The organism is Flavobacterium sp., from assembly GCF_031409475.1.
Taxonomy (GTDB): Bacteria; Bacteroidota; Bacteroidia; order Flavobacteriales; family Flavobacteriaceae; genus Flavobacterium.
In genome coordinates, this window is the sequence record NZ_JANNXH010000034.1 from 1 (window position 1) to 13,610 (window position 13,610).

The 13,610-nt window shown below is 34.8% G+C and carries 10 protein-coding genes; 6 read left to right on the forward strand and 4 right to left on the reverse strand.

All coding sequences use genetic code 11. The annotated features are described in order from the left end of the window. Both gltX and RMO53_RS06560 read right to left on the reverse strand, forming a co-directional pair. The coding region (gene gltX / locus RMO53_RS06555; protein WP_310379146.1) for a glutamate--tRNA ligase at positions 1–888 on the reverse strand (888 nt) is incomplete at its 3' end. 84 nt (positions 889–972) lie between these two features. Further along, the gene (locus RMO53_RS06560; RefSeq protein ID WP_310379149.1) at positions 973–2,001 is read right to left on the reverse strand and encodes an alkane 1-monooxygenase; all 1,029 of its coding nucleotides are present in this window, start codon (positions 1,999–2,001) and stop codon (positions 973–975) included. Positions 2,002–2,132: 131 nt separating this feature from the next. On the opposite strand from RMO53_RS06560, the gene RMO53_RS06565 reads away from it, so the two are divergent. The 5 genes from RMO53_RS06565 to RMO53_RS06585 all read left to right on the forward strand — a co-directional run bounded on the left by RMO53_RS06565 (position 2,133) and on the right by RMO53_RS06585 (position 9,732). Beyond that, on the forward strand, positions 2,133–5,447 hold the full coding sequence (locus RMO53_RS06565; protein WP_310379151.1) for a DUF4175 family protein: 3,315 nt from the start codon (positions 2,133–2,135) through the stop codon (positions 5,445–5,447). Continuing rightward, a complete protein-coding gene (gene ybeY / locus RMO53_RS06570; RefSeq protein WP_310379152.1) occupies positions 5,444–5,863 on the forward strand; it encodes an rRNA maturation RNase YbeY in 420 nt (139 codons plus the stop codon). The genes RMO53_RS06565 and ybeY overlap by 4 nt, the downstream gene beginning before the upstream one ends. A 121-nt stretch (positions 5,864–5,984) precedes the next feature. Next, positions 5,985–7,856, forward strand: coding sequence for a tRNA uridine-5-carboxymethylaminomethyl(34) synthesis enzyme MnmG (gene mnmG, locus RMO53_RS06575; RefSeq protein WP_310379153.1), 1,872 nt, complete (start codon positions 5,985–5,987; stop codon positions 7,854–7,856). A gap of 180 nt (positions 7,857–8,036) precedes the next feature. After that, complete coding sequence (locus RMO53_RS06580; RefSeq protein ID WP_310379154.1) at positions 8,037–8,885, forward strand: class I SAM-dependent methyltransferase; 849 nt, start codon at positions 8,037–8,039, stop codon at positions 8,883–8,885. A 244-nt stretch (positions 8,886–9,129) separates the two neighbouring features. After that, a complete protein-coding gene (locus RMO53_RS06585) occupies positions 9,130–9,732 on the forward strand; it encodes an OmpH family outer membrane protein (RefSeq protein ID WP_310379155.1) in 603 nt (200 codons plus the stop codon). Between the two features lie 82 nt (positions 9,733–9,814). Here the strand turns inward: RMO53_RS06585 and RMO53_RS06590 are convergent, their stop codons facing one another. Further along, a complete protein-coding gene (locus tag RMO53_RS06590) occupies positions 9,815–10,333 on the reverse strand; it encodes a fasciclin domain-containing protein (protein ID WP_310379156.1) in 519 nt (172 codons plus the stop codon). A 302-nt stretch (positions 10,334–10,635) separates the two neighbouring features. Between RMO53_RS06590 and RMO53_RS06595 the strand changes: the two genes are divergently transcribed. Then, complete coding sequence (locus RMO53_RS06595) at positions 10,636–12,903, forward strand: helix-turn-helix domain-containing protein (protein WP_310379157.1); 2,268 nt, start codon at positions 10,636–10,638, stop codon at positions 12,901–12,903. A gap of 37 nt (positions 12,904–12,940) precedes the next feature. On the opposite strand, the gene RMO53_RS06600 is transcribed toward RMO53_RS06595, so the two are convergent. Further along, positions 12,941–13,610, reverse strand: a 670-nt coding sequence (locus tag RMO53_RS06600; RefSeq protein WP_310379158.1) for an alpha/beta hydrolase, incomplete at its 5' end; no start/stop codon positions are given.

The following is a 13,610-nucleotide window of genomic DNA, read 5'->3' on the forward strand; positions in this document are numbered from 1 at the left end:
TTCTGGAAAAAATCCTTTTTCTCTGTAACCTGATGATATTCCTTCGTCAGTTTTCCATTCTAAAGGAAACACAGGAAAACCCATTTTATCGCCATCACGTTTGGATAATTTTCCGTTTCCAATAGGTTTCAAAATCAAAGGTAAATGGGCAAATTCCGGTGCTTCCCAGCCAAAAGCGCGGTACAACAAAACGTGCAACGGCATCGATGGCAACCATTCTTCGCCACGAATTACGTGCGTAGTTTCCATGAGATGATCATCGACAATATTCGCCAAATGATAGGTTGGCATTCCGTCACTTTTGAACAAAACTTTATCGTCTAAAAGATTGGTTTCAAACTTCACTTCACCACGAATGATGTCTTGCAAATGCAACGTTTCATCAACAGGAGTTTTAAACCGAATAACATAATCTTCGCCATCAGCAATTCTTTTAGCGGTTGCTGATGCAGAAATCACTAACGAAGTGTCTAATTTCTCCCTATTGTGATGGTTGTATATAAAGGTTTTTCCTTCGGCTTCGTGTTGTTTTCTGTGTGCGTCTAATGCTTCGGCAGTATCAAAAGCATAATACGCATTGCCAGACGAAATCAGCAAATCAGCATATTGTTTGTATAAATGTTTTCTTTCGGATTGGCGATATGGACCAAATTTTTCGTTTTTCCCGATGGTTTCATCCGGAGCAATTCCCAACCATTCTAATGATTCCATTATGTATTCTTCAGCGCCAGGAACAAAACGATTTTGATCCGTATCTTCGATTCGTAAATAGAAAGTGCCCCCGTGTTTTTTGGCAAATAAATAATTGAATAATGCGGTTCTAACTCCGCCAATATGTAAAGGTCCTGTTGGACTTGGCGCAAAACGCACCCGAACTGGTTTAGACATTGTTTTAATTTTTTTTTTGCAAAGATAATTGAATCATCTTGCTTGAGAGATAGATTTTGCATAAAAACCCAAAACCTAAATATGTTACTTCATTTCCAGCGGAATCCTTTTATTCATAACCGCAAACCAAAGCGGCGGAAAAAACGACAAAACCATCGATGTTGGGTAGCCATAAGGCATTTGTGGCGAAACATCATGATATTCTAGAATTTGATATTTTTTTTGGGATTTATAATGGTGATCGCTGTGTCGCGTGAGCTCATAAAGAATAATTCTTCCCAGAACATGATTTGAATTCCACGAATGTTTCTCGGTTACACGTTCAAATCTTCCTGAAGCGAGCTGGTTTCTTTTCAGCCCATAATGCTCGATATAATTGATAGTTTCTAACAAAAGGAAACCAACAATTCCTGCAAATAATGCCAATAAAAACCCTTTAAATCCAAAAATTAAATAGATAATTCCTAAATAACAAATTTGAATTATTGTGAACCAAAACATATCATTTTTTAATGAAAATAAGGAATGATTATCAATTGTGTTTAATTTTTTTTGAATTTGCCATGCTTTTTTATACGTTCCCGTAACGGTTTGAAACCAAAAAGCATAAAGATTTTGATTGTATTTTGCCGTAGATGGATCTTCGGGAGTGGAAACATGCAAATGATGTCCGTGATTGTGTTCAATAAAAAAATGAGTATAATGGCTTGGAATCAAAAGTATTTTTCCAAGTATTTTTTCAAAAAGAGTTGTTCTATGACCCAATTCATGTGCAACATTGATTCCGTTCGCGCCAAGAATAATTCCTAGGCTTAATGTCATTCCAATAATTTCAGATTGGGACAATTCAGCCTGAGTAATTTTATACAAACAATATAACAGTGCTCCATAAACTATAGGAACATTCAAGTAGAGCAAAATATCAAACAATTTGTTTGTTAGTCTTTCCGAAATGGTTTCATCGTCATAATTTTTTTCGTCTATCGGCAAGAGTAATTCCAGAAAAGGGATTACAACAAAAGCAAACAGCAATGCCGAAAATGACCAAAACCCTCCAAAATAAATACCTAAAATACCAACAACAGGAATACTATAAGCCCATAAATATTTCATAATCAATGATTTTTTTCTAAAATTACTAAAACGTTTGCCATTCTCCAATTATATATATGTTCGAAATTTTTAACGTTTTCTAATTAAGATAAATTAGTACTTTTATCATTTATTAAATCAAGTTGCAAATTTTGGAACATTCAAATTTTATTTATCAAAAGCTGGAACTTTTCATCAAGAAGTTTTACACTAACGAACTCATTCGAGGATTCATTTTCTTCATTGGTTTAGGATTGTTGTATTTCCTGTTCACGCTTTTTATAGAATATTTTCTTTGGCTTAAGCCAATGGGACGAACGCTTTTGTTTTGGACATTTATTGGTGTAGAAGCATTTTTGTTGTTTCGGTTTATATTATTTCCGATGTTTAAATTACTCAAACTCCAAAAAGGAATTGATTACAATCAAGCTTCAACCCTAATCGGGCATCATTTCGCAGAAGTAAGCGACAAACTCACGAATTTCTTGCAATTATCAGATTCTGATATTCATCAGAATAAATCCGAATTGTTGTTGGCTTCCATAGAACAAAAAGCGAATTCGTTGCAACCTATTCCTTTTAGTAATGCTATAAATTTCAATACGAATCGAAAGTATTTGCCCTTAGCAATAATTCCTATTTTGTTTTTTGCGGTGTTTTACTTGTCGGGAAACAGCAAAATAATTTCTCAAAGTTTGAATCGGGTAGTACATTTTAACGCCACATTTTTACCACCCGCGCCTTTTAAATACATAGTTCTAAATGATAATTTGCAAACCGAACAAAACAAAGATTTTATCATTCGCATTAAAACCGAAGGAAAAGTTGTTCCAGAAAACACAATGATTTTTATTGGCGACGAAAGTTATTTTATGGAAACAACTGGCGCAGGTCAATTTGAGTATAGATTTGAAAAACCCGTTTCAAATGTTTCGTTTCACGTCGAAGCCAATGCTATAGTTTCGGAAGATTATGAATTGAAAGTGGTCGCCGTTCCATCGATTGCAAATTTTGAAATGCAACTGAATTTTCCGCAGTATTTAAACAAGAAACCAGAAATTATAAAGGGAACAGGAAACGCAATACTTCCGGAAGGAACTCGTGTAACCTGGAAAATGAGTACACAAGCTACCCAAAAAGTAGATTGGAAGAATGCGGCTACTATTTTTCCGTTTTCTAAATCAGATAATACCTTTACTTTATCTAAAAATATAGTTCAAAACACAGATTATCAAATTATTACATCCAATGAGAAAGTAAAAAACTACGAAAAACTAAATTATCAGTTATCGGTCATCAAAGATCAGTTTCCGACCATCAATGTAGACAACGCGCCAGATAGTTTAAAGGTTGATAAGAGCTATGTTTTAGGACAAATTTCGGATGATTATGGATTGTCCAAACTACAAGTGGTTTATTATCAAAAAGACAAACCACAAACCGCCAAACGAGGACCAATAGGCGTTAAATCTGCGGCGTTTGATCAATTTGTATTTGCTTTTCCTAGCAATCTTCCTGTCGCGCAAGGTGTTTCGTATGAATATTATTTCGAGATTTTTGACAACGATGCAATTCATAACTACAAAAGTACAAGATCAAATGTTTTTTCTAATCGTGTTGCTACCGATGAGGAGAAAGAAGATGATGTTTTGAAAGAACAAAACGAGAACATCAACAGTTTAGAAAAATCGTTAAAAAACCAAGATAAGCAAATTTCTGAAATCGAAAAATTGCAAAAAACAGGAAAAGAGAAAGACAATCTTGAATTCAAAGACCAGCAAAAAATTAATGATTTCATAAAACGTCAAAAACAACAAGACGAAATGATGAAAGAATTTTCAGAGAAAATGAAAGACAACCTTGACAAATTCAAAACCGAACAAAAGGATGAAACTAAAGAATTATTAGAAAAACGATTAGAAAACGCCAATAAAGATTTAGAAAAAAATCAAAAGCTATTAGATGAATTAAAAGAGTTAACCGATAAAATTAAGAACGAAGATTTACAAGAAAAACTAGAAAAATTCAAGCAAAACAGTAAAAACCAAACCAAAAATCTCGAGCAATTAGTAGAGCTTACCAAACGGTATTATGTCGAAAAAAAGGCTGCACAAATTGCAGATAAATTAGAGAAACTTTCAGACAAGCAAGACAAATTAAGTGAAAATGAGAAGGAAAATGACACCAAAAATCAAGAGGAAATCAATCAAGCTTTTGATAAAATACAGGAAGAATTAAAAGATTTAGACAAGGAAAATAAAGAGTTGAAATCCCCAATGGACATACCAAAAGATTCAGATAAAGAAAAAAGTATCGACGATGATTTAAAGAAAGCTTCGGAGGAATTGCAGAATGATCAAAAACCTAAAGCCAAGCCAAAACAAAAAAACGCTTCCAAAAAAATGAAGGAAATGTCCATGAAAATGATGGAAAGTATGGAAAGTGCCGAGATGGAACAAATGGAAGAAGATGTAAAAATGCTGCGCCAAATCTTGGATAATTTATTAGCGTTCTCTTTGTCGGAAGAGAATGTAATGTTGCAATTCAAAAACCTAAAAACAGGTTCACCAGCTTTTAATAAAAACATCAAAATTCAACAAAATCTCAAATTGCAGTTCAAACATGTAGACGACAGTTTGTTTGCAATGTCTTTGCGAAACCCCAAAATAGCGGAAAATGTCACTAAAGAAATTGGTAATGTACAGTACAATATTGATAAAGCAATAGAAACCCTAACCGATTCACAAATCCCAAAAGGCTTGTCACATCAGCAATATGCCGTTTCCTCAGCCAATAAATTAGCCGATTTTTTAAGTGATTTACTCAATAATATGCAAATGTCTTTGGCTGGTGAAGGATCAGGAAAACCAAAACCAGGCGACGGAAAAGGCATGCAGTTGCCGGATATTATCAAAAAACAAGAAGGACTTGGAGAGAAGATGAAAGAAGGAATGAATAAAGGGAAAAAGCCTGGAGAAGGTCAAGAAGGAGATAAAGGAAAAGAATCAAAAGGCGGCAAAAAAGCTGGTCAAGAAGGCGAGGATGGCGAGGATGGAGAAGGCGAAGCTAAAGCAATTATGGAAATTTACAAAGAACAACAACAACTCCGCGATGCGCTGCAAAACGAATTAAATAAGCAAGGTTTGGGAGGAAATGGACAGAATGCTTTGGAGCAAATGAAACAAATCGAAAAACAATTATTGAATAAAGGTTTTAAAAACGAAACTCTTCAAAAGATACTCAATGTAAAGCAAGAATTGTTGAAGCTAAACACAGCCGTTCAACAGCAAGGACAGGAAAACAAACGCCAAGCAGAAACTAATAAAAAACAGTTCAACAATACTTCTAATGCGTTGCCAAGCTCATTGGTAGAATATTTGAATAGCATTGAGATATTAAACAGACAATCATTACCTTTGCGCTCGAATTTTAATCAAAAAGTTCAAGAATATTTCAACAAAAAATGATCGATTTTAATTATGAATCAGACTTTACTTTAGACAATGAAGAAGCTATTGCTGCTTGGTTGTCCGCAGTAATTGTTTCAGAAAATAAGAAAGAAGGCGAGATTAATTACATTTTTTGCGACGACGAGTATCTACATAAGATCAATTTAGAATACTTGAATCACGACACATTAACTGATATTATTAGTTTTGATTACTCGGTTGGGAATGAGTTAAACGGTGATGTTTTTATTTCAGTTGAAAGAGTTTTGGACAACGCCAATGATTTTAATACTTCTTTCGACGCAGAATTAAAAAGAGTTTTAGTTCACGGAATTCTTCACTATTGTGGATACAAAGACAAAGGCAAAAAACACGAACAAATTATGCGCTTTAAAGAAGATGAAAAAATCGCAATGTTTCACGTGGAACAATAGGGTTCAATTTATTAAATTCTAGACACAATTGTTTCACGTGAAACAATTACTTTAAATAAATAATATGATTTTAGAAAGTAAATCTCAAATCAACAATCGTTAATCAACAATCTGAAATCAAATGTTTCAAGAAGAATATGATGTAATTGTGGTTGGCGCAGGTCATGCCGGATCAGAAGCAGCAGCAGCTGCGGCTAATCTTGGCTCAAAGACTTTGCTGGTAACAATGAGTTTGCAGAACATTGCGCAAATGTCCTGTAATCCCGCAATGGGAGGAATTGCAAAAGGACAAATCGTTCGTGAAATTGATGCACTTGGCGGTTATTCCGGAATTGTTTCGGATAGAACAGCGATTCAATTTAAGATGCTGAACAAGTCAAAAGGTCCAGCAATGTGGTCACCTAGAGTACAAAGTGATCGTATGCGTTTTGCCGAAGAATGGAGAATGATGCTCGAAAGAACGCCAAATCTTGATTTTTATCAAGAAATGGTCAAAGGATTGATTATAGAAAACGGTAAAATAAAAGGGATACGAACTTCGCTTGGAGTTGAAATTCGTTCCAAATCGGTGGTTTTAACTAATGGAACTTTCCTGAATGGATTGATTCATATAGGCGAAAAACAATTTGGAGGTGGAAGAGCCGGAGAAAGTGCTGCTTACGGAATTACCGAAGATTTGGTAAATGCAGGTTTCCAAGCCGGAAGAATGAAAACAGGAACGCCACCAAGAGTTGATGGTCGTTCACTGGATTATTCTAAAATGAATGAGGAGAAAGGCGATTCTATACCAGATAAATTCTCGTATTCGGATTTGACAAAACCCTTATCGGTTCAGAAATCGTGTCACATGACGTACACATCGCTTGATGTTCATGATATTTTGAGAGAAGGTTTTGATCGTTCGCCTATGTTTAACGGTCGAATCAAAAGCCTTGGACCAAGATATTGTCCGTCTATCGAAGATAAAATAAATCGTTTTGCTGACAAGGAAAGACACCAATTATTCATAGAACCAGAAGGATGGAACACGTGTGAGGTTTATGTAAACGGATTTTCTACATCATTACCAGAGGATATTCAGTTCAAAGCATTGCGCTCAGTTGTAGGTTTCGAAAACGTGAAATTTTTTCGTCCTGGCTACGCAATTGAGTATGATTATTTTCCGCCAACGCAATTAAAACACACGTTAGAAACTAAATTAATTGAAGGTTTGTATTTTGCTGGACAAATAAATGGAACCACAGGATATGAAGAAGCTGCTTCTCAAGGATTAATGGCAGGAATTAATGCTCATTTAAAAGTTCATGAAAAAGCACCGTTAATCTTAAAAAGAGACGAAGCTTATATTGGCGTTTTAATTGATGATTTAATCACAAAAGGAACCGAAGAACCGTATCGAATGTTTACTTCTCGTGCTGAATACAGAACCTTGTTGCGTCAAGACAATGCCGATTTTAGGTTAACACCAATGTCTTATGAAATTGGTTTGGCTTCCGAAAAAAGGTTGCGTCGAATGGAACACAAATTAAACGAATCCGAAAAAATGGTTGCATTTTTCAAAGAAACAAGTGTTTCAGTAGCCGAAGCAAATCCTATTTTAGAATCAAAAGATACTGCTTTAATTACACAAGGTGATAAGATGTTCAAAGTGTTTTCTCGTCCACAAATAGATTTACAAGACATTATTAAATTCGAAAAAGTGGCGACTTATATTGCCGAAAATGATTTGGATCAAGAAATTTTAGAACAAGCCGAAATACAAGTCAAGTATTCCGGTTATATCGAAAAGGAACGAAACAATGCAGACAAATTGACGCGATTAGAAGATGTAAAAATTCCAGAAAATTTCGATTACAACAAGATAAAATCAATGTCAATTGAAGCCAAGCAAAAACTTTCTAAAATACGTCCAATAACGATTTCTCAAGCATCAAGAATCAGCGGCGTTTCGCCAAGTGATGTGTCGGTATTATTGATTTATATGGGAAGATAGAAAAGTGGTCAGTGTTCAGTTTTTAGTGTACAGTTAAGTAGTAATCCGCTAACTGAACACTAAAAACCGAACACTGACCACTAATAACAATATTGTTCCACGTGAAACTACTTTATTAAATTTATAAATTAATCTTTTAGTAACAGTGTTAAACTGAACACTAAAAACTGACCACTCTAAATGAATATTTCAAACAAAAAACATTTTCTTACGGTAAAAGATTATTCGGTTTCTGGGGAAACTTTCGATTTGTATCACGATGAAATTTTGGATATGTTAATCACACATCCGCAACCGAGTTTAGATAATCTGGGCAAGTATTACGAAAGTGTAGATTACATTTCGCATACCGATAGTAAACGTTCTTTGTTCGAAAAAGCGTATCATTTTGTAAAGAATATTGCTTTAAAAAACAAACTCAACTTAATAAATTCACTTCAACCTAGTAAAGGAATCCTTCTTGATATTGGAGCTGGAACAGGAGATTTTTTGTCGGTTGCAAAACAAGACGGCTGGAAAATAGTTGGAGTGGAACCTAGCGAGAAAGCAAAAGCCATTGCCATAAAAAAAGGAATTTCGTTTGTAGAAAAAACCAGTGAATTAGAGAACCATTCTTTTGATGTGATTTCGATGTGGCACGTTTTAGAACACGTTCCAGATTTGGACAATCAAATAAAAGAACTAAAACGATTATTAAAAACAAACGGAACTTTGATAATCGCCGTTCCTAATTTCAAATCTTTCGACGCGAAGCATTATGGAAAATTTTGGGCAGCTTATGATGTGCCCATTCATTTTTGGCACTTTTCTAAAACAGCGATAAAAGTACTTTTCGAAAAAGAAAACATGAATCTCGAAAAAGTGCTTCCCATGAAATTTGATTCGTTTTATGTGAGCTTACTTTCTGAAAAATATAAATCCAGCAAAATGAATTTCATCAAGGCTTTTTTCATCGGATTACAATCTAACTTCAAAGCAAAGCAGCACTTGGAGTATTCCTCACACATTTACATCCTAAAAAACAGCTAAAATCCATTTTAAGCCCAAATAAGAAAACATCATTCCGCAAACCAACACGCAAGCTCTCTTTTTTGAGAAAGAGCTTTATTCGAAAGCTAATAAGGTCAATTTTGATAGCAATAACTTATATCGTTTAAAAAACCAATAAACAAAATTGATACAATAAATAGTTTGCATTTTTTAAACTTTATGTCGGTGCAATCTATTTTTTTATATTTTTGTCAACAAACTTAAAAACTAGAAATTCATCAAAATGAAATCAACGATTCACGAACACCAAAAAAGCAATATTAAAATGATGAGTAAAAACGCATTAGTAATTATCGCACTTTCGATTGCACTTGTATCTTGTAACAAAACAGCCGAAGTTAAGGAAGTAAAAACAGCTTACGTAGATACAACAGTATTAATGAAAGAATACACCGAAGCAAAAGATCTAGACGCTAAATTTAAAGCCAAAGCCGAAGAAAAAGGAAGACAACTCGAAGCAGAAATTAATCGTTTCAAACAAGAAGCAGGGAATTTCCAAGCACAAGCTCAAGCAAACGGTCAAGCTTGGGCACAACAAAAAGGAGCTGAATTACAACGAAGAGAACAGCAATTAGCTCAGGCTCAGCAAGCGCTTTCACAAGAATTGCAACAAGAAAACGGAACAGAAATGGATTCTTTGGTTAGTAACGTGAAAAAATTTATCAAAACCTATGGTAAAGAAAAAGGATATTCCTACATCTACGGAACAGGCGACGCCGCAACCGTTTTATATGCCGAAGATAAATATGATATCACAAAAGACATCATCAAAGCCTTGAATGATAAATACAAAGCACCAGCTGTTAAAGAAGAAGTTAAAAAGTAATAGACTCAACCAAAACAAAAAAACGTTTTCAATATTTGAAAACGTTTTTTTTTGTAAATAATTGAATTAACAATTCATCATTTTACTTTGGCAACACAACGGAATCAATAACGTGAATTATTCCGTTTGAACAAACGATGTCTACAGCTGTAATTGTGGATTTGTTCCCTTTTTCATCTGTTAGGATAACATTTTTCCCTTCAATAGACCCAATCAATTTTCCACCTTGCACTGTGGTCAATGTTGCAGAACCATTACCAGCTTTAATAGCTGCAACGACCGCTTTACTGTCTAAATTACCTGCTACAACGTGATAGGTTAAAACAGCTTGTAAAGTTGATTTGTTTTCTGGTTTTAGTAAGGATTCTACAGTTCCATTTGGCAGTTTAGCAAAAGCTGCATTTGTTGGAGCAAAAACGGTAAATGGACCTTTTCCTGAAAGAGTTTTTACTAATTCTGCAGCAGTTACCGCAGCTACCAATGTCGTGTGATCTGGAGAGGCGATCGCATTTTCAACTACTGTTTTCGAATTCTGAGCAAGTGCAGCAATGGAGGTTAAAGTTGTAAAAAAGACAACACCTAATAATTTAATTGATTTCATAATTTAATTTTGTTTAATTGTTTGTAAAATTCGTTAAACAAAACTACAACATTAATTCGTTGTGAAATTTAGTTTAACAAATATTTATAGTATGATTGATTTCTATTGAAAAATTACATTTCGTTGAAAATCAGGTAAAATAGTATTTGAATTGTTTTACGATATACCTTAAATCGGTTTTTATGTTGTTGAATAGATTGATTGCCAAATAAGATTAATACAAAAAACCAATAAGTTTTGTCGCCTCTTATTTACAGTATTGACAAACAATATTTTATATTTGTTATTTTAACATACGCCAAATGCAAACCATTTCCCCAGAAGCACTTTACACCATACAATTCATCAATCAAACGCATCGTTCTATTTTCCTTACTGGAAAAGCAGGAACAGGAAAAACCACATTGCTGCGGGAGATTATCCAAACCACACACAAGAATTGTGTAGTTGTTGCACCCACAGGAATTGCAGCTTTGAATGCTGGCGGAGTTACCATTCACTCCATGTTTCAGTTGCCGTTTGGTGGATTTATTCCAGATAATTCAGCACCACAATTCTCGGAAAATACCAAATTCGAAACCCGATCCACTTTGCGCAGACACTTTAAAATGAGTGGTTTGAAGAAAGCAGTTATCAAAAACATGGAATTGCTCATCATTGACGAAGTCAGTATGCTTCGCGCTGATTTGCTCGACGCTATGGATTTTATGATGCAAACCGTTCGTAAAAAAAGCACTCCTTTTGGCGGAGTTCAAGTGTTGTTTATTGGTGATTTATTGCAATTACCACCTGTAATTCGGGACGAAGAATGGCGCACCTTGCGAACGTATTACAAAGGGAAATTCTTTTTTCATTCGCATGTAGTGCAGCAAAATCCACCGTTGTATATCGAGTTATCCAAGATTTTTCGTCAAACAGACGATGCTTTTATTTCGATTTTGAATAATTTACGGAACAACCAGATTTCTCCCGAAGACATTCAGAATCTTAATCAATATGTAAAACCAGATTTTGATTTAAAAGCTAATAAAGGCTATATTACATTAACAACGCACAACGCCAAAGCCGATTCAATGAATGCTCAAGCTTTGGCAGATTTAGAAGAAAAACTAGTCAAATACAAACCCGAAATCACAGGCGATTTCCCAGATAAAATTTATCCAGTAGAGGAAAATTTACAACTCAAAGTAGGTGCACAAGTGATGTTTGTGAAAAACGATTTGTCGTTTGATAAAAAATATTTCAATGGCAAAATGGGAATTATCAAATCCCTTTCGAGTAAAGAAATTCTGGTTCATTTTCCCGAAGAAAACACGACTATCGAAGTCGAAAAATACGAATGGCAAAACATTCGCTACAAAGTAGATGAAATGACTAAGGAAATCGAGGAAGAAGTCTTGGGAACGTTTGTTCATTATCCTATAAAATTGGCTTGGGCAATAACGGTTCATAAAAGTCAAGGACTAACTTTTGACAAAGCTGCGTTAGATGTTTCGCAGGTTTTTCTTCCAGGACAAGCCTATGTTGCCTTGTCGCGTTTGCGCTCGTTAAATGGTTTAATTTTACTTTCTCCGTTGCAAATGAATGGTATTTCGAATGATCAGGATGTAATGGATTATTCGCTCAATAAAGCCACCGATTCTTTTTTAGAAAACGCCTTGCATCTGGAAACCAAAAATTTCATTCATAATTATTTGACAACCACATTTGATTGGTTTGAACTAGCACAAGAATGGCGCAATCACAGGTTCAGTTATAACGAAGATTCCGAAACTTCATCCAAGTCAAAGTATGCCGTTTGGGCAAAAAATCAAGCCGAAGCTATGGAACAACTTTTGGAACCATCCAAAAAATTTATGTTGCAATTGAACAAAATTTTCAGTCAAGAAACCGTAGATTTAAATCATGTTTCCCAGCGTATTGACGCTGCGTTTAATTATTTTATGGCACCAATGGACAACTTGGTTTTCGAAATTCTTTGGAAACTCGAAGAAGTCGTGCGCATCAAAAAAGCGAAAACGTTTCACGACGAACTAGTTGCCCTCGAAGAACTGCAAGTAAAAGCGGTTTTGCGATTAATGAAAGCCAAATTATTGATAGCAACCGTTGTTGCAGGAGAAACTATTTCGAAAGAAAAATTAACTTCCGACGCTATTAAATATTATAAAATAAGGAAAACAGAAATTATTCGTTCTAAATTTAAAGAGGTAAACGTAACTTTAATCGAAGACGAAATCGACTTGGAACGGTATGTAAAAAACAAAAAAACCACCAAAGAAACCAAGAAATCAACCGTTCAGGAAACCTACGAATTGTGGCTCGAAAAGAACACCATTAAGGAAATCGCTGCCATTAGAAAATTCACTCCCGAAACTATTTTAGGACATTTGACCAAATTAATTCAGGAGCAAACCATCACTATAAATGATGTTTTACCCCAAGATAAAATTCTTGATTTAGCCGAAGTTTTCAAGGAATACAACGGAGAATCGGTCTCGCCACTCAAGGAAAAACACGGCGAGAAATTCACTTGGGAAGAGTTGCGGATGTTTAAGGCGAGTTTGGGGTAAAATCCAATTGCTACAAAATGTTGTTGGCTTGCTGGCGTTATTTCTGTTTTAGAAGCCATTCTATTAATTCGTCATTATTCACGATGCTCCAAGAATGAGGATGACGGTTATTGTCCCGTTTTCTGTAACCTTTATTTTGTGTTGTTATTAATTCTGCTTTTGGATTTCCAAGTCTATTTAGTTCGTTAATCATTGCTGAACATTCAGTAGTATTCATACTTGTTAAGTCCGCACCACGTTCTTTTAACCACCAATTTATGTCAGGTTCTGAGTATATTCTCAAAGGCATATTGATCAGTTTCTTAATAGCTGTTTGTGTTGTGTCTGAAAATGAGTAGGGCGAAAGATTGTAATATTCAAAAAGGTTTGTTGTTGGACTTCCTCCTGTTTCTTTTTCAAGTCGGTCTATCATATACACGAACTCTTGATTGGCTTCGTTGCCCTTTGAAAGTCTAATATCTCTTTTTGCTGAATTATAAAATCTTTCAAAGTCGAGTGGTGGGTCAATCGCAAAAACTGCAGTTGGTTTAATAGTCGAATTTTCGGCATATTTTATAGCACAACTACCACCAATTGAAAATCCACCAACGTAAAAATTTTGGCCAATAAGTTTGTGTTTTGAAGTTACATCTTTAAGAATTTTGTCAAAAGTTTGTTGGCTTAAAATGTCTACACCAAAAGATAAAACGCCATCTTGAAAAGTTGGG

What these genes read in the sequence shown, in the direction of transcription:
- RMO53_RS06560 (WP_310379149.1), bottom strand. Translation starts at nt 2,001, where the DNA reads ATGAAATATTTATGGGCTTATAGTATTCCTGTTGTTGGTATTTTAGGT.
- ybeY (WP_310379152.1), top strand. Translation starts at nt 5,444, where the DNA reads ATGATCGATTTTAATTATGAATCAGACTTTACTTTAGACAATGAAGAA.
- mnmG (WP_310379153.1), top strand. Translation starts at nt 5,985, where the DNA reads ATGTTTCAAGAAGAATATGATGTAATTGTGGTTGGCGCAGGTCATGCC.
- RMO53_RS06580 (WP_310379154.1), top strand. Translation starts at nt 8,037, where the DNA reads ATGAATATTTCAAACAAAAAACATTTTCTTACGGTAAAAGATTATTCG.
- RMO53_RS06585 (WP_310379155.1), top strand. Translation starts at nt 9,130, where the DNA reads ATGAAATCAACGATTCACGAACACCAAAAAAGCAATATTAAAATGATG.
- RMO53_RS06590 (WP_310379156.1), bottom strand. Translation starts at nt 10,333, where the DNA reads ATGAAATCAATTAAATTATTAGGTGTTGTCTTTTTTACAACTTTAACC.
- RMO53_RS06595 (WP_310379157.1), top strand. Translation starts at nt 10,636, where the DNA reads ATGCAAACCATTTCCCCAGAAGCACTTTACACCATACAATTCATCAAT.